Here is an 18,760-nt window from a genome sequence, read left to right as displayed (position 1 = left end):
AACGCGTATGACCCCCGGCTCTGCCTCTATCGACGCGATGGCCACGTCGGCAACGCCAGGGAACAGCAACTCCCTCAGATCGACCGTGCTTCTCTCCCACGCCCGGTGACCATCACCCGGACGAGCGCTGAGCGGGGCCGATTTCGGGCAACTTCCACGCAGCCGTCCAGCCCGCCAGCAATTACAGTCCGCGACCATCCACAACACCTGCGACAGAACCACGATTCATCCGCCGCCGACACCAGCGGTAGAACAGCGGCCGGACCGGGCTTGACGATCACTACAGTCCAGTCTCATGACGACGATTACGACGCGCACGGTGGAGTACCCGGCCGACGGTTTGACGATGATCGGGCACCTCGCGCTCCCGGCCGGTGTCGACCGCCGGCCCGCGGTACTGCTCGGGCCGGAGGGCATGGGGCTCAGCGACGTCGAGCGCCGCCGGGCCGATGCTCTCGCCGAGCTGGGATATGTAGCGCTGGCCTTTGACCTTCACGGCGGGCGCTACTTGGGTGACCCCGAGGAGATGCTGGCCCGTTGCATGCCACTGCTCGCTGATCCCGACCGGATGCGGGGCATCGGCCATGCGGCGCTCGACGTGTTGCGCACCGAACCGCGGACCGACCCCGACCGGATCGCCGCCGTCGGTTACGGCACCGGGGGCGCCATCGGGCTGGAACTCGGGCGTGATGGCGTCAGCCTGCGCGCGATCGGGACAGTCAACGCACTGACCACGGGCCGACCGGGCGAGGCAGCGCGCATCCGCTGCCCGGTGTGGGCCGGGGTCGGATCGGAAGACCCGATCATGCCGCCCGCGCAACGAAACGCGTTCACCGCTGAGATGCAGGCCGCAGGCGTCGACTGGCGCCTCGCGGTCTACGGCGGCGCCTTGCACGCCTTCCACCACCCGCCGGTCGACCACCCCGCAGTCCCCGGCGTCGGCTACCACCCACGGCACGCGCAGCGCGCCTGGCGCGACGTCGTCGACCTGCTCGCCGAGTGCTTGCCCGTGACGGAGGACCTGAGGGCATGACCCAGGTAAGCATGCTGGCGCCGGGCCTGGCCGGCGTCGGACACTGACCGTCCCCTCCCCTCAAGTCCGCACAGCAGAACCGCATTCGGGCGGATGCTCGATCGCGGGACGCGTTCGCAACGGCCCAGCAAATCGGGTATTTACTGCGACAGCACAGTGCGCCTACGTCTACACGACCCTCAACGGGAGTGGCACCATCCGCAACCAAGCTAAGGCATGTCCCAAGGGCACGGAGACCTACTTCAGCTGGAACTACCCCGGCTACGCGCCCGTGCAGGTGCAGGTATACCTCAGGGAGGCCTGAGCCAGTAGAACTGGGATGAATATCGCCGGGCAGCCGCGAGACCCTTCTGTGGCTGTCCGGCGGCACTGCTCCCGGGTGGCGCCGGACGTCTTTCGGCTTATCTCGGCCGATGCCCCCAGTGTGAGCGAGTCCGGCACCCGAGCGGTGGAATGGCCGTCCTGGGCGGGGCGGAGCTGGGGGAGATCCGCCTGCGCCAGCAGGGGCTGGTCGAGCCCCTGATCGGGAACCATCGCCTGACGCTCAAGGACATCGACGCCGAAGCTGACCACCAAGACGGGGAAGAACACAGGCAAGCAGCCCTCGGTCGCCTCGCTGTACCGGGCGCTTGCCGAAGCCGAGGAACAGGATGCGCAGGCCGTCGGCCCGCGCCGCCCCACCCGCGTCCGGCTCACCAGACCGGGCAGCGGCATCGACCCAGAGCTGATGGTACGGCTCACCCGGCAGGTCACGGGCGGCGGCCGGGTGCTGACGACTTGCTCAGACGCAGCCGGGACGGCTCCGATGTCGTTGCCAACCTGCTGGCGCAGGCCAAGGACGGAGGAACCGAATGATCCCCATGCCGTCGCACCGGACGAAGGGCCCCGGCGTCCTTGGCGCCGCGAGACCGGGTGATGTCGGGCGTTAGACCGCTGGACCACCCCCGCACAGGATGATGCCGCAATCGGCCCCCACCAGCCATGAGACGAACATGCTGAAGACCAGCAGTGACCTCCTGTCGATCATGGTTTTGGCCGTCACGAACGAGTGACCCGCGAAGTACGGGACCAGGGCCTGTCCGGCGGATCATGTGACCGTCGTGGCTTCGAGTCGTTGGCATGAGCATGGAGCGGCGAGATTTAACGCATAAGGAGTGGGCCCGGCTGAAGCCGCATCTGCCGAAGTTCGGGCAGCGCGGCGGCCGGTGGGCCGGTCACCGCAGGGTCATCAACAGGTTCCTGTACCGACTGCGCACTGGGGTGCCATGGCGGGATCTGCCTGCGCGTTTCGGTCCATGGAAGACAGCGTACGAACGGCACAGACACTGGTCGGCGGACGGCACCTGGGACAGGATCTTCGCGACCGTTCTGGCCGACGCCGACGCGGAAGGCCGGATCGACTGGTCGATGGTGAGCGTCGATTCGACCTCCTGCCGGGCCCATCAGCACGCCGCTGGGGCTCGTAGGGAACCGCCACGAGTGCCGGGAAAAGACGCACGCCCCGGCAGCACCGCCTCGACGAGGGACTCGGACGCTCCCAGGGCGGCCTGACCTGCAAGATCCACCTCGCCGGTGATGGGGGGCGCCGCCCCCTGGCCCTGCTGATCACTCCGGGCCAGTGGGGCGACGCTCCGCAGCTCATCCCGGTCATGGAACGCATCCGTGTCGCCCGCCTCGGCGGCGGGCATCCACGCACGCGGCCCGACCATCTCGGCGGCGACAAGGCGTACTCCTCCCATCGCAACCGCCGCTACCTGCGACGACGCCAGATCAAGCCCACCATCCCCGAACCGAAGAACCAGCGGGCCAACCGCCAACGAAGCGGCAGCAAAGGCGGCCGACCCGCAGGCTTCGACAAGACGATCTACAAGCGAAGGAACGAAGTCGAGCGAACGATCAACGCGTTAAAGAACTCCCGGGCCGTGGCCACGAGGTTCGACAAGCGCGGCTACATCTTCCACGGCACCGTCACCGTCGCCTCGATCCGACTCTGGCTCCGCCCGTGATCTCCGCCGGATCTAGTCGCCGGTCGTGCCGTCGAGCATCTCGCGCAGGATGTCCAGGTGGCCGTTGTGGCGGGCCGTCTCCTCGGTGAGGTGAAAGAGAATCCAGCGCAGGTCGACATGGAGACCGTCGCGGACGGCTCGCTGGGCCTGCTTGTCCAGGCCGTTCCCGGCGACCAGTTCGCGGTAGTGGGCGCTCTGTTCGGCGTATTCGTCGAGCAACTGCGTGAGCGGGAAGTCGACGGCGATACGCATCTCGCGGTCGGGGTCCTCCTCGGTCCAGGGGCCCCGGTCTTCCTCGCCGAGGAAGACCACCTGGAACCAGTAGTACTCGACCCAACGGAGGTGGTTGATCACTCCGCTCATGGTCATCAGCGGTGAGCCCGGCAGGAGTGCCTTGTGGGCGTTCTCCGCAGAGACGCCATCGCACTTGGCGCGGGCGGTGTCACGTGCGTAGTCGAGAAACGTGGTGAGCTGGGTGCGCTCGTCCCACGCGGGCGGCGTGTCGTCGATTCTTGTCATCGCGCGAAGCGTCCCCGATCACCGCGACCAATGTCGAGGCATTTAACGCCGGGCGCAACCTGCTCCACCCAGCTCCGTGTCCGGCGGGTCGCGACAGCGATTCAGGGCCGGTGGGCAGCCCGCATGATCCGCCGGACAGACCCTGGGCCTCCCTTTGAGCGCCCGCATGTTCACCCAGTCGATCGCGCGCCGCGCCAGTCGAGCTCACCTCGCGCGCCCAGCTCATCGAAGATCAGACGGTGCAGCTTGGCCCACACCCGTGCCTGGCTCCACTCGGCGTTTCCTCAGACCAGTTGAGGGCATGCTGGGCCTGGCGAGGTACACGTAACAGATGTCGGTTCGCCGCTCATGCGGCCCACGGCGGTGTGGAGCCACACCGGATGACGAGCTGCTCTTGCGAGGAGACGGTGCGATCACGACGCGGCCGATGGCCGATGGCGACCGGAGCGGAGGCCTTCGATGAGTTCAAGGCACCTGCGCGGCAATGACGTGCGAAGGCGCACGATGCTGATCTCTGGGATCACCGGTGCGCTGGCGCTGGGCACGCCGGCCAGGGCGGCAAGGGGCGAGCCGGACCCAGCGGTCAACATCCTGTTCGCGATCGCGGACGACTGGGGCTTCCCGGACGCGGGCGCCTACGGTTCCCACGCCGCGCGGACGCCGACGTTCGACCGGCTCGCGGCAGAAGGCGCGCTGTTCACGCGCGCCTTCTGCGCGACCCCCTCATGCACGCCGTCACGGAACGCACTCCTCACCGGCCAGGCGCCGCACCGCCTCGGGGCGGGAGCAAACCTGTGGTCCGAGCTCCCGGCTACGTTCGATGTGTACCCGGACCTCCTTGAGCAGGCGGGATACCGTATCGGGCGAATTCGCAAGGGCTACGGCCCCGGCGTGTTTCCGCAGTGGCCGCACGACCCGGCGGGCCCGGGCTTCCCGTCGTTCGGCGAGTTTCTCCAACAGCAGCCGGAGCGGACGCCGTTCTGCTTCTGGTTCGGCTCCTCCGATCCACACCGACCGTACGACCCCGAGCTGGGCGAGCACTCCGGCATCGACCCGGCCACCGTGGATGTCCCGCCGTATCTCCCGGACACGCCGGAGGTCCGCGCCGACGCCGTCAACTACCTGGCCGAGGTGCAACGCTTCGACCGCGAGGTCGGCGATGCCCTGCAACTCCTGGACGAGCGAGGGTTCGCCGAGAACACGATCGTGGTGATGACCAGCGACAACGGCTGGCCCTGGCCGCGGGCCAAGGCCAACACCTACGACGCCGGTACCCACGTGCCGCTTGCGATCCGCTGGCCGGGCCGGGCCGCCCCGGGAACAGTGATCGATCGCCTGACGGTGCTGAGCGATCTCGCTCCCACCTTCCTCCACGCCGCCGGGCTGTCCACGCCGCCGGCGATGACCGGGCAGTCGCTGCTGCCGGCGCTCTCGGGCACAGCCGCCCCGCGCGAGTTCGTCGTCCTCGAGCGCGAGCGACACTCCTTCGCCCGGGAAGGGAATCTCTCGTACCCCATCCGCGCACTACGGACGCACAGGTGGCTGTATATCCGCAACTTTTTCCCGGAGCGCTGGCCCGCCGGCGACCCGCAGCCCCCCTCGCCCGACCGTGGGGTCTTCGGCGACATCGACGCGGGCCCCACCAAGACACAGCTCCTGGAGAACCGGCATCGGCCGGAATTCGCCATGGCATTCCAGCTGGCCACCGGCAAGCGGCCGAAGGAGGAGCTCTACGACCTCGAATCCGATCCGCACAGCCTGGAAAACCTCACGGACTATCCCGAATGTGCCGCGGTGAAGACCCGGCTCCGGGAACAGCTCCAGAACTGGATGCTCCGAACCGACGACCCACGCGCCGTCGACCCACGGACCGTCTTCTGGGACAACGTCGAATACTACGGTTAAGACCGTGTCCTATGTGGTGAGGCGGACGAGGCGCTTGTAGCAGCAGATGGCTGCGGCGCGACCGAGGAAGGCCAGGTAGTTGCGGGGATTGCGCTCAAGCGCGCCAAACAGGCAGGACTTCGGCCCCGCACGGACGCCGAACTCCTGCCGCACCTACCGGGCTTGATGCGGGCCACCCACCCCGTCAACCGGTGGCCCACCCGCCTGACCAAGTCCCAGCGGCTCGAGACCTCCCGGGAACGCGAGATGGCCAAGGCTGCCGCCGCTGACCGTCCGGCCGCCCCATCACCCCAGAAGACGAGGCAACGGCCTTCCAGCCCAAGCCGCCCTGCTGCCTTGGCACCGGATCCCGAGCGCCGCAGGAAGCGGGAGGCCGCCGTTGCCGGACAGCTGGAGCCGCCACCACGGCTCGGAGAAGAGGTCCGCCGCCGCAACCTGTTCGCACTCCCGCCGGCCGACGACGCCGAGATTGCCCGGTGACCGGCCCGCCACCCGGCACGTCCCAGGCCGCCCGGTTCATCCTGCCGCCTCCGCCGGCCGACCGGCAGACAGCCGAGGGCTGGAGACGCTGGCGGCTGTCCCGGCGGCTCTCGCCCGTGTCATGCGCTCCCGCCTGCGCAAGGAAGCGTTCAAACAGGCCCCGACCACCCGCCGCGGCCTGATCATCAACGGCGGCGGATGCCAGGGGAAGACCGAGACAGCCTGCGAAGTCGCGGCCGCGTTCGAGGATTCCTGGCTGGAACTGCACCACCTCAACCCGGACGCGATCCCCGGCACCCGTGACCTGCACATCCCCGTCGCCTATGTCCAGACCCCGGTCACGGCGAAGCCGAAGAGTACTTGCAAGGCGATCCTCGACTTCTACGGCGCCGACCACAAGAACATGGACCTGCCCGCGCTCATCCGGGGCTTGATGTGGCGTAGAGCTTGTCCTTGGCCAGGTCCAGGGCGGCGAACAGGTGCCGTACTCCGCCGTAGCGGTTGTAGGTCGCCCGCCGCCTGCGGCCCGGCTCACGGTCGGGGTCCTTGTGCTTGCCGCCGCGCTCGGCCCACTGCTTCCCGGGGTGGGACATGAGGTTGAGCGGGCCGAACTCGTCCATGCAGAAGATGACTTCGGGCTCGCCTTCCTCGGGCAGGACCTCCCCGTCGGCGATCGCGTAGAGGTGCTCGACGCGGGCCTTCTTGGCCGCGTAGTCCGGGTCGCGGGAGGTCTTCCAGGTCTTCAGGCGTTGAAAGGAGACGCCTTCCTTGCGGAGCAGGATGCGCAGGCCTCGTGGCTGATGTCGTCGATCACTCCCTCTGCGACCAGGAAAGTCCGCCAGCTTGGACAGACTCCAGGTGGAAAAGGGCAGGTCGTGCTCAGTCGGCTCAGACTTCGCGATCTTCTTGATCTCGCGGCGCTCGGGCAGCGTGAACGTCCTGGGCCGCCCGCCCTTGTATTTCGTGTAGAGCGAGTCGAAGTCATCGGTGTTGAAGTTGTGGATCACATCGCGGACCCGGTCGTCGCTGGTGAACGACACTTCGGCGATCTTCGCCAGGGGCATCCCCTGCGCGGACAGCAGAACCATCTGGGCCCGCCGCCAGGTCACCACCGCCCCGGTGCCCCTGCGGATAATCCGCGGCAGCCGCCGGCCCTCGTCATCGTCGATCTCCCGGACCTGCACTCGTTCAGCCACGTGATCATTCTGGCCGTCCGGTTGCCGCGCCGGGCGACACCGGCCTGTTGGCCGGAATATGGGAGGACGCGCCGGGCGGTAGCGCATCCGCGCTCGGGCGTCGACGGCTTCTACGACTGGGCGGTGGCGCGGACCGCCGCTTTGCCAGGATGCGCCGGTTCCCGCCCGGAACCGGCCGGGTGGTCAGTCCAGGGCGGGGCGTGTGCGGCGTGCGGTGTGTGCGGGCCGCCCGACTGCGGCGTACCAGACCAGGGCCGCACATATGAAGGCCGTCGCCGCGGAGACCAGTGACCTTGTGAGGGTGTCGTTCCTTGCGCCGGAAACGAGGGCGACGGCCAGTGCCAGCGTCAGGGTGATGACGGGCAGCGCACGGGGGATCCGCGTGGCGCGTGGCACGGCGGCTGGCGGCAGCAGCCAGGTTGCGAGGCCGTAACAGGCACAGGCCAACAGTGTGGCTCCCAGCACTTCGCTGGGCCGGTGGCCGCCCATGGTCGCGCTGGCGGCGGCGATGCAGGCGAGCCACAGCACACCGGCCGTGGCGACGGAGGGGCGGATGCGGGGGGAAACCACGAGGACGGCGGCGAGGGTCAGCGCGGCGGGGATGGCCGTGTGCCCGCTGGGGAAACCCTGATCAAGGAGATTCTCCGGCGCGCCCACCAGATCGGGGCGGGGCAGGATCGTCGATTTGAGCACCTCCTTGCCTCCGGTCGTGAGAATGACGACCCCGAGCGCCGCGCACCCCTGCCGCCAGCACCGCCGCACCAGGGTGAGGACCACGATGACGGCCAGGCCCACCATCAGGGTGGGCTTGGCGCTCAATTCCATCGGCGGCAGGGGCGTCGAGCCGTAGACCGCTCCTGACAGGGGGTAGATCCATGCTTCTTCGCCGCCCTGTTTACCGAGATCAAACAGGGCGTTCTCAGCTCGTTGCCCCCACGGGGTGCAGATGGCGAGCAGGTAGACCGTCAGGAACCCCAGGGCGTACAGCAGAGCCGGCATCCACGGCCGTGTCGTACGCGACGGGCTGGGGTCGTCGGGGGCCTCGGGGGCCTGCCTTGAGGCCCCCGGACGGTGCGCGGGCAGGGACGGTGAATCGTGCTGAGTCATCGCTCTGTTTCTTCCGTTGGGGGGAATTCGGTCACGCACGTCTTCCGGCACGACGTGGGCCGCCGGGCTCGGCCGGCCCACCGGGGGTCCGCTCCTATTCGGCGAGTGCCTGCCCCTGTCGGCGCTGGGCGGCGATCGCCAGGGCGGGGAGGGGTGCGATCAGCAGGATGAGGACGACCAGGTCCGGAAAGGACTGCATGAACGCGTCCGGCCGGACGACGATCGCCTGCATGCGGACGATCGCGAACGCCGCGACGGGGATCAGCCACCGGTGGTCGCCGGTGGCGGCCGTCGCCACCCAGGCGGCGATCAGCGCGGCGACTTCGAGGACGAACAGACCGCGCTGGAAAGCCGGACTGACGGAGATGATGTGCAGACCCCCGGCCACGAACATGGCGAGCATGACGGGGGCCAGCCAGCGGTACGAGCGGCGTCGCAGACGGCTGGGACGGCAGAGCGCCAGCATGGCGCACGCGGCGCACAGTGCCCCCGACAGCACCAGGTCACGGGCCGTTATCGGGGCGCCAAGACCGTAGTAGCCCAGGCCCGCCTTGCCCTCGTCGCCGAAGAGGGTGCGGCCGTGGGACGTGGCGCCGGCCCACATCATGGCTGCCGCGGCCGGCAGCGCGATCCACGCTCTGCCGCGCAGCAGGGCGATCAGGCAGCCCAGCGGGAGCAGCCCGTAGGGCAGCAGCCGTATCCGCGTGGGACCTTCGGCCCACGGGTACCAGCCGGAGAAGTGGAAGGCGATGGCGTGCTGTCCGGGGTCGATGTGCAGTGCCCAGTGCCACACATCCTGCAAGTACGGAACCAGCGCCAGCGCGGCGAGGGCCAGGGCGGCCAGATGGATGCCGTCCAGCCACCACGGCCGGGCCGTGTCGTCGACGACGGCACGGGCGCGGGCCTGCACCCCGGCGCGCACCAGGGCGGCAACTTCCCGCGGCGGGGGCCAGGAGCGGCCGGGATACGCCTCGGACAGGCAGGCCAGCACCTCCTCTCCCTGCCGGGAACGGTAGGGCTCGGGATAGGCCGCGAGCAGCAGACGATTCATGCCGGGGCCGCTCCGGCGTCCCGCGAGTGTCCGATGACGACGGCCGCCGCCTGCTGCATCCGCAGCGCCTCCCGGCCGAGCGCCTCGGTGCCGTCCTCGGTGAGCCGGTAGTAGCGCCGCGCCCGCCCGTCCACGATCTCCTCATGGCCGGCGGCCACCAGCCCGGCCCGCTCCATCCGCTCCAACGCGCCGTAGAGAGTGCCGACAGCAATCCGGAGCCTCCCGTCGGTGGCCTGCTCGGCAGCCTTGATGATGCCGTAACCGTGCAACGGACCATCCATGAGTGCAGCAAGGATGAAGTACTGCGGTTCCGTCAAGGGCGGATTCTGTCTGGTCATGCATCGAGCATATATCGAGCTACGAAATATATCTGCCAGCCCTGGGTGATCACCGGCAGCACCTCCACGCCCGCGGCGAGCGTCACCCTCTCCCGGCCGGCGGGCGCGACGGCGATCTCCTCGACGCACCCGCGCGGCGTTGGCGGATGCTCACCGCGACCTGGTCCGGGCCGAACAGAATGTCATTCCCACCGTGTCCGCCGGACCCGTCTCGCCTCCGTTGAATCTTCCGTGGCCCAGACCCTGTTCGCCCGGACCGGCCGGGAGATCAAGAAGATCGCCAAGTCCAAGCCAGCCGAGCACGGCCTGCCGCTCTCGACCTGGAGCCAGCCCAGCCAAGCTGGCCGACTTCCTGGTAGCCGAGGGGGCGTTCGACGACATCAGCCACGAGGGCCTTCGGGCCCTGCTCCGCGAGGAAGGCGTCTGATTTCAATGCATAAAGACCTGGAAGACCTCACACGACTACGCGGCCAAGAAGGCCCAGGTCGAACACCTCTACGCGATGGCCGACGGTGAGGTCATACCCGAGGAAGGCAAGCCCGAAGTCATCTTCTGCATGGACGAGTTCGGGCCGCTCAACCTCCAGCCCTACCCCGGGCGGCAGTGGACCGAACGCGGCGGCCGCCACAAGGACTCTGCCCGGGAACCGAGGCCCCGCCGGCGGGCGACCTACACCCGCCCGCACGGGGTCCGGCACCTGTTCGCCGCCTACGACCTGGCCAAGGGCTAACTCTACGGGGCCACATCAAGCCGAAGAAGAAGCGGACCAGGTTCCTGGAGTTCTGGCGTTACCTGCGCAGCCTCTACCCGCCCGAGATCCGCATCGCGATCGTGCTCGACAACTTGAGCAGGGCATGATCCGTCGCTACATCGTCTGGTGAAACTAGCACGCCGCCGACGAACGCCTCCGCGAGGTCGTGAACAGGGCGAACGTTGCCTGATGCGGCACTAGAAAAGTCGCACCCGTATGACGCGGAGTTCGTCGAGCTGGGCCAATACTTCACAAGGTTCCCTGGCAGAAGGAGTTCGGGAAGGGGACCACCGTGGTGGTTCCGCACGTCGTGGTCGATGAGATCGACACCAAGAGCTACCAGACGGGGGACAAGAGGATCTCGAAGCGAGCGCGCGGGGTCTTCCGGCTGCTGGAGTCGGTGCTGGAGCAGGGACCCGAGGGAGGGACGGCCGACGACGGGACGGCGGTGCTGATCGCAGCCGACGAAGCCGGGGCACGCTCGCCTCCCCGTGCCGGACGACGAACTGGTGGCCTCGGCGCTGCGTCTGCAGCAGGCCGTCGCCCCGGTCGAGGTCGTCGTCGTCAGCCGCGACATCGATGTGCGGACCCGGGCTGGCGCCTGGGGGTTGCCGGCGCGGCTGCTTCCAGACAAGTACCTGATCGAGGGTGGCGGCCTTCACCAGGCAGCCTTGGAACAGGCGGCAGGCGAACTCATACCCGGCGGTGGTGCACAGCAGCAGTCCGATGGCGGGAGCAGCGGAACTCGATGGCGACAGTGACGGCCGCCGTGCGAGAGTGCCTTGCCAGCTGCCGATGAGGAAGCCCGAGATGAACCAGGATGAGGCCCTCAAGCAATTCAGGCACATGGCGCGGGAGAGGGCGTTCGGTGGCCATATCGGCTCGGATCGACTGATCCGGGCGGGGCTGGACGCTCTAACCGCTGGGGTTGACAGTCCTGCGCTGGCTATATTGGCCGGCCTCCTGCGGAGCGAAGAGTCCGAAGCTCCTGAGCTCTTCGACCAGGTGCTGGAGGAGCTGGGACTGCTCTTCCGCCCGCCGGATGACCGACAGGCTGCGAAGTGGGCCATGGCCTACTGGCTCGCTGAACAGATCGCCGATGGATCCCTCGATCCTGCCGCAGGGGTGCGTCTCATATGCGCAGGCGTCGCGTATGACCTTGGGTATCCCGAAGAGCTGGAGACGCTTGTCCACTGCGCGTACAGCCTGGACGGCTGGGAGGAGACCTGGGGCGTCTCCGTCGAGGAACTCAACAGGGAAATGATCGAGGCCGCGAAGTATCTCCTGAGCAGGAGAAAGGCGGAGGAACCCGAGGGCTGATCGTCGGCATGCCGTAATGGGGCGCCGATAAGAACCTGGTTAGCAGCCGCAAACGGTGTTGATCAGTTTTCTCATCAATCGGTCGACTGATCACCGGCCGCATCTCCCGACTCGCCCCGCCAGCGGGCCAGCTCGTGGCGGGCGGCCAGGGTCTCGGGGTGGTCGGGGCCGAGGTGGCGGGTGGTGGTGTCCGTCAGGTGCTGGAAGTGGGTGGTGGCGGCGTTGGTCTGGCCGCTGTCGCCGAGGCTTTGGCCGAGGCGGTACAGCACGCTATGGGCGTCTGTCCGGTACAGGGCGTCTTCGGCGTGGCGTGTGAGGGCATCCGTGTTGGCGCGCAGGTTCTGGGCGAGGGCGGTGTTGCGTTCGATCGCGGGCCAGGCTGCCATGAGGGCATCGGCGGCGGTGCGGGCGTACTGGTCTTGCTGGGCGAGGCTGAGGGTATCGCGGGTGGCCCGCTGGATGAGCTGGTGGATGCGGACGGCCTGGTGGGGGGTGCCCGGTCGGTGGTCAATGAGGCTGAGCCGGTCCAGGGCGCGCAGGGCGCGTACGGCGTCTGGGCGGGAGACTGGGGCCGGTTCCGCGGTGGGGTCGGGGCCGGTTGCGGTGCGGTGTGCGGCGAGGTGGGCACGGGCCGCCTCGCCGGTCAGTACGTCCTGAGGAATGCCGTAGGCGTCGAGTAGGGAAGCCAGGTGGAGCATGGGCCGGGCCAGGCCGGCGGGGCGCAGGGTGTCGGCGCGGGTGATGGACAGGGACCAGGCGGCGGCGAGGGCGATGGCCTGCTCGTCGGGCAGTGCGTCGGGGGCGAGGTCGGTGAGTGTGGTGGTGCGGTCGGTCAGCAGGCGACGGTAGGCGGCCGCGGTTTCGCCGGAGTCGATGAGGTAGGCGGCGGCCTGCGCTAGGGCCAGGGCCAGGTGGCCGAGGTCGGCGGCCAGGGCGGTGAGCTGGTCGGCGGGCTCGGCCCGGCCGCGCGCGGCCAGGGGCGTGGTGAGGTAGGCGAGGGCTTCGGCCTCGGAGAACAGGCCCACCTCGACCAGGCGGCGGCCTTCCCCGGTCGGGGCGGCGTCGCGGCGGCGGGTGGTGACCAGGGTCCGGCCGTACGGGCTGGCCGGCGGCCACAGACCGTGTAGATCTGCGGGGTCGGCGACGTCGTCCAAGACGATCAGCCACCGGCACGGCGGAGCGCCGGACTTGGGAGTCAGCCAGGCCACGAAGGAGTCGGCGGCCTGTTCCGGGTCGTCGGGGTCAGCCCGGCACAGCTCGATACCGGCCTGCGCGTATCCGCTCACGACGGGCGAGCGGTCGCCGGCGGTGATCCAGACGAGGACATCGAGGCCGCCGGTGTCCCAGGCGGTGCGGGCGAAGTCGGCGGCGAGCTGGGTCTTGCCCACCCCGCCCATCCAGGTCAGCACCTGGCGCAGGACCGCAGTGCCGCCACTGTCGATCGCTGCCCGCAGCCGGTCCGCCTCGGCGCGGTGCTGGAAGGACTGTGCCCGGGAGGGGATGACGCCGACCTGGTGCGGCCACACGGCGGGCTCGCGGCGCGCGGCATGCCGGTACTGGTGGATACCCCCGGTAACGGTGCCGGCGGCGATGCCGCCGCCGGTCGCGGTGATGGCCCTGGCACCGTCTGCGCCGGGGTGGTGCGGGATTTCGGGTGGGCTTGCGCTGGCCGGTCCGCTCAGCCCTGGGGCGAATCCGGCGGGGAAGGGGAGCCGATCTGCGTCCCTCCATGGATCACACCGCCCGCTCTCGAGCCTCGATCTGCCTAGATGCCTACCGTGTTCGCGGCCAGCCCGCCCGGCCCCGCAACCACGCCGGACTGCGGGGCGTATTGGGCGAGCAGACTGCGCAACTGCTCGGCCGCCTGCTCCCGCTGGGCAGCGTCCAGGCTCTCCATAAGGATCTCGATACGGGTCTGCCAGACGGCCTCCTGGCGGTTACGTGCCCGCTCCGCCTCCGCCGGGTCGGTGACCTGCACACTGGCCGCGGTCTGGTCCAAACGATCCAGCTCGGCCTGCTCACGCTGCGCATCACAGGACGACGACCAGCGCCACGAGTCACAAAACGCCGGGCATCCCGCGACAGCGAAGGCTGATCGGCCAGGTCAGCGCAGTGCACTGAGCGCGCAGACCCGCCGAGTGCGGCGGCCAGGGTGCCCAGGAGGAGGCGGAGGAAGGTCTCGGGCATGCGCGGCTGGAGGCGGGCTCCGACGTAGCCGCCGATGAGACCACCGAGGCCACAGGCCGGGCCGAGGAGCCAAATGGGGGCGATGCTGCCGCTATGAGTCAGGGACAGCACGGCGTCGGTGGAGGCACCGACCACCGAGGGGGCGAAGGCGGAGGCGAGCGCGGCCAGGGCGACCTTGGAAACAGGAACACCGTTGCCATGCCCATCGCGGCCGGTGTGCCCGAGAAGCAGGCATGTGCCGTGGCCGGGGAGGCCGCCGCCACGGTCACCCCGGAGTCCACCGGCGGCCGAGCCGTCGCACGGCGATGCGGACGACGGGCCCGGTGCCGGGGGCAGCGGAATTCATGCCGGATCCGCCGGCCGGCCGGGGCCCACACCGGTCGTGCCGGGCAGCAGCCGCCGCATGGAGGCGAGATCTTCGTCCGCCGGTTCGCGACGTACCCGTGGACCGCAGACGCGCAGCAGACGGGAGAAGTCGGCCGCGGCATCGGTGATGCGTTCCGCCAGGGCGGCCCCGGACTGGGAGCCGAAATCGCTGGTGGCGGCGTAGACGGCACGGGGGGAGACGATCGCGTGCAGATAGGTGAGCATCGGGCGCAGCGCGTGTTCGAGAACGAGCGAGTGCCGCTCGGTTCCGCCGGTCGCGCCGATGAGGACGGGCAGGTCCGAGAGCGTCTGTTCCGGCAGTACGTCGAAGAAGGACTTGAACAGCCCGCTGAAAGAGGCGTTGAAGGCGGGTGTGACGGCGATGATGCCGTCGGCGTCGGAGACCGTTCGGAAGGCGGATTCCAGTTCGTCCTTGGTGAATCCCGTCAGCATCGCGTCCATGATGAGGTGGCCCAGGGGACGGAGTTCCACGAATGACGCCTCGACCTGTTCGCCGTGTTGTTCGAGTTCCCTGGTCACAGCCGTCACCAGCCGGTCCGCGAGGAGCCGCGTCGAGGACGGCTCGCGCAGACCGCCGGTGATGATCGCCAATTTCATCGCGCTTCCGGACCCCCTTCATCGTCGGACTGCGGCTTTTCCTCGCCCCTGCGGGCACGGAGCAGGGACTCATGCGTCGGGGCCGGCGGAACGTCGGCCGGCCTGCCGACGGCGAACTCCTTGCGGAGTACCGGCACCACTTCCTCACCGAGCAGATCGAGCTGTTCGAGCACCGTCTTGAGCGGGAGACCGGCGTGGTCGACGAGGAAGAGCTGGCGCTGGTAGTCACCGGTGTAATCGCGGAAACCCAGCGTTCTCTCGATGACCTGGGCCGGTGAGCCGACGGTCAACGGCGTGAGCGTCGTGAAGTCCTCCAGCGAGGGGCCGTGTCCGTAGACCGGGGCATTGTCGAAGTACGGCCGGAACTCGCCGACCGCCTCCTGACTGTTGCGACGCATGAAAACCTGCCCGCCCAAGCCGACGATGGCCTGTTCCGGGGAGCCGTGACCGTAGTGCGCGAAGCGCCGGCGGTACATCTGAACCATCGACTGCGTATGGGAGGTGGGCCAGAAGATGTGGTTGGCGAAGAATCCGTCGCCGAAATAGGCCGCCAGCTCCGCCACTTCGGGAGTGCGGATGGAGCCGTGCCAGACGAAGGGCGGGACGTCGTCCAGTGGCCGTGGCACCAGAGTGAAGCCCTGCAGAGAGGAACGCAGCTCGCCCTCCCAGTCCACCACCTCCTCGCGCCACAGACGGCGCAGCAGGCCATAGTGTTCGACGGTCAGCGGGACGGCCTGGCGGATGTCCTGCCCGAACCACGGGTAGACGGGCCCGGTATTCCCCCGTCCCAGCATGACGTCCGTACGACCGCCGGACAGGTGCTGGAGCACGCTGAAGTCCTCGGCGATCTTGACCGGGTCATTGGTCGTGATCAGCGTGGTCGAGGTCGACAGGATGATGCGCTCGGTCTGCCCGGCGATATAGCCGAGCAGGGTCGTGGGTGAGGACGGCACGAAAGGCGGGTTGTGATGCTCGCCGGTGGCGAAGACATCGAGTCCGACCTCCTCGGCCTTGCGCGCGATGGCAACGGTGGCCCGGACACGCTCCGCCTCGGTGGGAGCTGTCCCTGTCATGGGGTCGGTCGTGACATCACCGACCGTGAAGATGCCGAATTGCATCCCCAGCGCTTCGGACGAGTCCATACGGAACTCCCTCCGGATCCACTGTCCGGGTTATTCCCAATTCTCCCAGTGTTGCGACCGCCACGCAAAAACACATGCCTGCTGGAGAGGGACTCGTCATCACCCGCGCTCCGCGCCTCGTCACCAGGCTGCCGCACCGCGGCCGGACGGCCAGCATCCACCACAAGGCATGCCTGGTACAGGGGCGAGCGTCCGGTGCCGCGATGACAGGAAGGAAGCGACGATGGCCGGCGACCTCAAAGCCCGTGCACGACCGCGTGTCCTGCCCGTCGCTGGTCGACGCCATGGGCCGGGTTCACGATCACCGGTCGCATATCGTCGGCCTCGTCAGCCCCGCGCCACGCAAACTGTTCGGCCCGGCGGCCACGATTGCCCACCTGCCCTACCGCCACGACATCCCGCACACCGAATTCGGCGATCCCTTCGGCCACGCGGCGGGCGACCGTCCGGCGGACACCGTGCTGGTGCTGTCCAGCGGAGGCCGTCCCGACGTATCCCACAGCGGTGGAACCAAGCTCTCCAGGCTCGAACGAGCAATGCTCAGGACTTGTGGATCGGCCTCGGATGGGATGCCCCGTGTGACGCGGAGGGCGTACCTTCCCGAGTGATCGACTCAAGGTCATCGAGCAGGCCCGCGTTGCACCGCGGGTCGGGAAGGCACGCCCATGCTGAGCGTAGTCAACAAGGACGGCACCACCGAGACTGGCTCCCTGATGGACGACATCGTCCGCGAGGGTGCCCGGCGGATGCTCGCCGCGGCCTTGGAGGCCGAGGTCAACCAAGTACATAGCCGAGCTGGCAGGCCAGCGTGACGAGGCCGGCCGCCGTCTGGTCGTCCGTAACGGGCACCGCCGGGAGCGGGCTGTGACCACGGCCGCCGGGCCGGTCGCGGTGAAGGCGGCGCGCGTGAACGACAGGCGCGTGGACGAGGCGACGGGTGAGCGCAAGCGGTTCTCGTCGAAGATCCTCGCGCCATGGTGCCGGAAGTCTCCGAAGATCAGCGAGGTCCTCCCGCTTCTCTACCCGCACGGACTGTCCTCCGGCGACTTTGTGCCGGCGATGGAGCAGTTCCTCGGCCCGGCGGCTGGACTCTCCCCCGGCGACGATCACGCGGCTGACGAAGCAGTGGCAGGACGACCACACCGCCTTCCAGGCCCGTGACCTGTCGGAATCCGACTATGTCCATGTGTGGGCCGACGGCGTCCACCGAGGGGCTGCGCGAGTCGACCGAGTCCTGGGCGGACCTGCTGCGCCACTGCCGTCGGCGCGGCATGCGGGATCCCGAACTCGTCGTCGGCGACGGCGCGATGGGCCTGTGGCGGGCCCTCGCGGAGGTGTTTCCGCAGTCCAGGCATCAAAGGTGCTGGGTTCACAAAACCCGAAACGTGATCAATGCCCTGCCGAAGTCGGCCCAGCCCGGCGCGAAGAAGGCCCTCCAGGAGATCTACAACGCCCAGGACCGCGACCACGCAGAGAAGGCTATCCGCGATTTCAAGGACGCCTACGGCGCGAAGTGGCCGAAGGCGGTGAAGAAGGTCACCGGCGAGGTCGACGAGCTCCTCGCGTTCTACGACTTCCCTGTCGAGCACTGGGTGCACCTGCGCACGACAAACCCGATCGAAAGTACATTCAGCACCGTGAAACTCAGGACGAAGGTCACCCGCGGGGCCGGCAGCGCGGCTGCGGCCCTGGCCATGAATGTTCAAGCTGACCGAGTCCGCCCGCCCAAGAACGCTGACTGGGAGCTCGTCGACATCCCCGAGCTCCATCGAGGCGGCCGGATCACGTCCTCCGAGCCTGGCGCCGTTGCTGGTCAGGGCCGGGCGAGAGCCGCGACGAGGAGGTCGGCGAGCAGGGCCGCGCAGGAGCTGTCCGGGTCGAGATCGGGGTCGTAGATGGTGACGTTGAGCCCCACGCACCGGTGCGAGCCGACCAACGTCCGTAGCAGCGTCGAGAGTTCGCCGGACAGCAGCCCGCCGTCGTCGGGGCTGTCCACGGCGGGCATCACCGACGGATCCAGGACGTCGGCGTCCAGGTGCACCCAGAAGCCGTCGAGAGCGGCTGCCTCCAGCGTTCGCAGCGCCGCGCCAGCCGCCTGCTGGGGGCCGCACTCCCGGATCTCCCCCACCGTCGTGCTCGCAATGCCCGAGTCCGTGAGTTCGGCGCGCTCCACGTCGTAGTCCCGGATGCCGAAGACCTGGACGTCGCTCTCCCGCACGTACGGCCGCAGCCCTTCGAGATCCGTGAGATCCGCCTGCCCACGGCCGGTCGCAAGAGCCAGCTCCTCACCACCCGCGGCGCCGACGCGGTCGGAGTTGCCGGGGTGCCGAAAGTCGGCGGACCCGTCGATCACGGCGATTCCGTAACGCCCGATGCGGCGCAGCGCGAGCGAAGCGCCGAGCTGGATGGAGCAGTCCCCGCCCAGGACCACGGGGAAGTCCCCAGCCCGCACGTGCCCTTCGATGCGGTCGGCGAGTTTGCGGGTGTACGCGGCGATGGCCCCCGCGTGGAACACCCCGTCGCCCTCTTTCCAGTCCCCGCGGTCATAACGGGGCGGCACGACGACTCCCCCCTCCTCGGCACCGAGCCGCGCCAGCAGCCGCTGTTCGCGCAGGGCACCGGCCAGCTTGTAGCACCCGGGCACGGCCCCTTCTACGGGCGGCCTGAGGCCGAGATTCGACGGGGCATCAAGGAGTACGAGACGACGGCACATCACCCCATGGTGACGAGGTGGCCCATCA

Annotated in this window: 15 protein-coding genes and 5 pseudogenes; 8 read left to right on the top strand and 12 right to left on the bottom strand. The window is 68.9% G+C overall.

The genetic code is table 11. The features are described from left to right. Positions 1–295: 295 nt before the first annotated feature. Together ACMTAK_RS51475 and ACMTAK_RS51470 are read left to right on the top strand one after the other, a co-directional pair. Positions 296–1,033, top strand: a complete 738-nt coding sequence (locus tag ACMTAK_RS51475) for a dienelactone hydrolase family protein (RefSeq protein ID WP_413812585.1) — start codon at positions 296–298, stop codon at positions 1,031–1,033. 1,125 nt (positions 1,034–2,158) lie between these two features. Further along, positions 2,159–3,039 (top strand): IS5 family transposase gene (locus tag ACMTAK_RS51470; RefSeq protein WP_413813247.1). Its coding sequence is split into 2 segments (ribosomal slippage): positions 2,159–2,522 and positions 2,522–3,039, totalling 882 coding nucleotides; the frame shifts between segments, so codons are not numbered across the junction. 12 nt (positions 3,040–3,051) lie between these two features. Here the strand turns inward: ACMTAK_RS51470 and ACMTAK_RS51465 are convergent. Together ACMTAK_RS51465 and ACMTAK_RS51460 are read right to left on the bottom strand one after the other, a co-directional pair. Beyond that, on the bottom strand, positions 3,052–3,558 hold the full coding sequence (locus ACMTAK_RS51465) for a DinB family protein (protein ID WP_413812584.1): 507 nt from the start codon (positions 3,556–3,558) through the stop codon (positions 3,052–3,054). Between the two features lie 147 nt (positions 3,559–3,705). Continuing rightward, a pseudogene (locus tag ACMTAK_RS51460) lies at positions 3,706–3,833 on the bottom strand (IS5/IS1182 family transposase); the annotation flags it as partial. Between the two features lie 184 nt (positions 3,834–4,017). Between ACMTAK_RS51460 and ACMTAK_RS51455 the strand changes: the two are divergent. Further along, positions 4,018–5,463: a sulfatase family protein gene (locus ACMTAK_RS51455; protein ID WP_413812583.1), complete on the top strand. Its 1,446-nt coding sequence runs from the start codon at positions 4,018–4,020 to the stop codon at positions 5,461–5,463. Between the two features lie 9 nt (positions 5,464–5,472). Here ACMTAK_RS51455 and ACMTAK_RS51450 read toward each other — a convergent pair. The 5 genes and pseudogenes from ACMTAK_RS51450 to ACMTAK_RS51430 all read right to left on the bottom strand — a co-directional run. Then, positions 5,473–5,559, bottom strand: a pseudogene (locus ACMTAK_RS51450) (IS5/IS1182 family transposase); the annotation flags it as partial. Between the two features lie 809 nt (positions 5,560–6,368). Beyond that, positions 6,369–7,139: pseudogene (locus ACMTAK_RS51445) on the bottom strand (helix-turn-helix domain-containing protein); the annotation flags it as partial. A 183-nt stretch (positions 7,140–7,322) separates the two neighbouring features. Next, positions 7,323–8,246 carry a phosphatase PAP2 family protein gene (locus ACMTAK_RS51440; RefSeq protein WP_413812582.1) on the bottom strand — a complete coding sequence of 308 codons (924 nt, stop codon included), beginning with the start codon at positions 8,244–8,246 and terminating at the stop codon, positions 7,323–7,325. Positions 8,247–8,340: 94 nt separating this feature from the next. After that, entirely contained in the window at positions 8,341–9,297 is a 957-nt protein-coding gene (locus ACMTAK_RS51435) for a hypothetical protein (RefSeq protein ID WP_413812581.1), read from the bottom strand. Next, positions 9,294–9,635, bottom strand: coding sequence for a PadR family transcriptional regulator (locus ACMTAK_RS51430; protein ID WP_063731093.1), 342 nt, complete (start codon positions 9,633–9,635; stop codon positions 9,294–9,296). The genes ACMTAK_RS51435 and ACMTAK_RS51430 overlap by 4 nt, the downstream gene beginning before the upstream one ends. Positions 9,636–9,866: 231 nt before the next feature. On the opposite strand from ACMTAK_RS51430, the pseudogene ACMTAK_RS51425 reads away from it, so the two are divergent. From ACMTAK_RS51425 to ACMTAK_RS51415, 3 genes and pseudogenes are all read left to right on the top strand, one after another. After that, positions 9,867–10,484, top strand: a pseudogene (locus tag ACMTAK_RS51425) (transposase); the annotation flags it as partial. A gap of 393 nt (positions 10,485–10,877) precedes the next feature. Continuing rightward, a complete protein-coding gene (locus tag ACMTAK_RS51420) occupies positions 10,878–11,147 on the top strand; it encodes a hypothetical protein (RefSeq protein WP_413812580.1) in 270 nt (89 codons plus the stop codon). Between the two features lie 49 nt (positions 11,148–11,196). Further along, positions 11,197–11,706 carry a VOC family protein gene (locus ACMTAK_RS51415; RefSeq protein WP_413812579.1) on the top strand — a complete coding sequence of 170 codons (510 nt, stop codon included), beginning with the start codon at positions 11,197–11,199 and terminating at the stop codon, positions 11,704–11,706. Positions 11,707–11,780: 74 nt separating this feature from the next. Here the strand turns inward: ACMTAK_RS51415 and ACMTAK_RS51410 are convergent, their stop codons facing one another. From ACMTAK_RS51410 to ACMTAK_RS51395, 4 genes are all read right to left on the bottom strand, one after another. Next, positions 11,781–13,232, bottom strand: a complete 1,452-nt coding sequence (locus ACMTAK_RS51410; RefSeq protein WP_413812578.1) for an NB-ARC domain-containing protein — start codon at positions 13,230–13,232, stop codon at positions 11,781–11,783. A 239-nt stretch (positions 13,233–13,471) separates the two neighbouring features. Beyond that, complete coding sequence (locus tag ACMTAK_RS51405; protein WP_413812577.1) at positions 13,472–13,705, bottom strand: hypothetical protein; 234 nt, start codon at positions 13,703–13,705, stop codon at positions 13,472–13,474. A 530-nt stretch (positions 13,706–14,235) separates the two neighbouring features. After that, on the bottom strand, positions 14,236–14,877 hold the full coding sequence (locus tag ACMTAK_RS51400; protein ID WP_413812576.1) for a CE1759 family FMN reductase: 642 nt from the start codon (positions 14,875–14,877) through the stop codon (positions 14,236–14,238). Then, entirely contained in the window at positions 14,874–15,995 is a 1,122-nt protein-coding gene (locus tag ACMTAK_RS51395) for an LLM class flavin-dependent oxidoreductase (RefSeq protein ID WP_413813246.1), read from the bottom strand. The genes ACMTAK_RS51400 and ACMTAK_RS51395 overlap by 4 nt, the downstream gene beginning before the upstream one ends. A gap of 269 nt (positions 15,996–16,264) precedes the next feature. On the opposite strand from ACMTAK_RS51395, the gene ACMTAK_RS51390 reads away from it, so the two are divergent. Further along, positions 16,265–16,627: a hypothetical protein gene (locus ACMTAK_RS51390; RefSeq protein ID WP_413812575.1), complete on the top strand. Its 363-nt coding sequence runs from the start codon at positions 16,265–16,267 to the stop codon at positions 16,625–16,627. Positions 16,628–16,684: 57 nt separating this feature from the next. Beyond that, positions 16,685–17,914 (top strand): annotated as a pseudogene (locus tag ACMTAK_RS51385) (IS256 family transposase). Here ACMTAK_RS51385 and ACMTAK_RS51380 read toward each other — a convergent pair. Further along, complete coding sequence (locus ACMTAK_RS51380) at positions 17,833–18,732, bottom strand: arginase family protein (RefSeq protein WP_413812574.1); 900 nt, start codon at positions 18,730–18,732, stop codon at positions 17,833–17,835. The pseudogene ACMTAK_RS51385 and the gene ACMTAK_RS51380 overlap by 82 nt on opposite strands. Positions 18,733–18,760 lie beyond the last annotated feature (28 nt).

Origin of the sequence: Streptomyces lacaronensis, from assembly GCF_047337785.1 — a bacterium.
GTDB lineage: Bacteria > Actinomycetota > Actinomycetes > Streptomycetales > Streptomycetaceae > Streptomyces > Streptomyces lycopersici.
The sequence above is the reverse complement of the archived record's forward strand: the minus strand, read 5'-3'. Positions and strand labels throughout refer to the sequence as shown.

Excerpts from the sequence above, each read along its gene's own strand:
- ACMTAK_RS51400 (WP_413812576.1), bottom strand. The coding sequence starts at position 14,877 with ATGAAATTGGCGATCATCACCGGCGGTCTGCGCGAGCCGTCCTCGACG.
- ACMTAK_RS51440 (WP_413812582.1), bottom strand. The coding sequence starts at position 8,246 with ATGACTCAGCACGATTCACCGTCCCTGCCCGCGCACCGTCCGGGGGCC.
- ACMTAK_RS51415 (WP_413812579.1), top strand. The coding sequence starts at position 11,197 with ATGAACCAGGATGAGGCCCTCAAGCAATTCAGGCACATGGCGCGGGAG.
- ACMTAK_RS51395 (WP_413813246.1), bottom strand. The coding sequence starts at position 15,995 with ATGCAATTCGGCATCTTCACGGTCGGTGATGTCACGACCGACCCCATG.
- ACMTAK_RS51435 (WP_413812581.1), bottom strand. The coding sequence starts at position 9,297 with ATGAATCGTCTGCTGCTCGCGGCCTATCCCGAGCCCTACCGTTCCCGG.
- ACMTAK_RS51475 (WP_413812585.1), top strand. The coding sequence starts at position 296 with ATGACGACGATTACGACGCGCACGGTGGAGTACCCGGCCGACGGTTTG.
- ACMTAK_RS51380 (WP_413812574.1), bottom strand. The coding sequence starts at position 18,732 with ATGTGCCGTCGTCTCGTACTCCTTGATGCCCCGTCGAATCTCGGCCTC.
- ACMTAK_RS51430 (WP_063731093.1), bottom strand. The coding sequence starts at position 9,635 with ATGACCAGACAGAATCCGCCCTTGACGGAACCGCAGTACTTCATCCTT.
- ACMTAK_RS51465 (WP_413812584.1), bottom strand. The coding sequence starts at position 3,558 with ATGACAAGAATCGACGACACGCCGCCCGCGTGGGACGAGCGCACCCAG.
- ACMTAK_RS51455 (WP_413812583.1), top strand. The coding sequence starts at position 4,018 with ATGAGTTCAAGGCACCTGCGCGGCAATGACGTGCGAAGGCGCACGATG.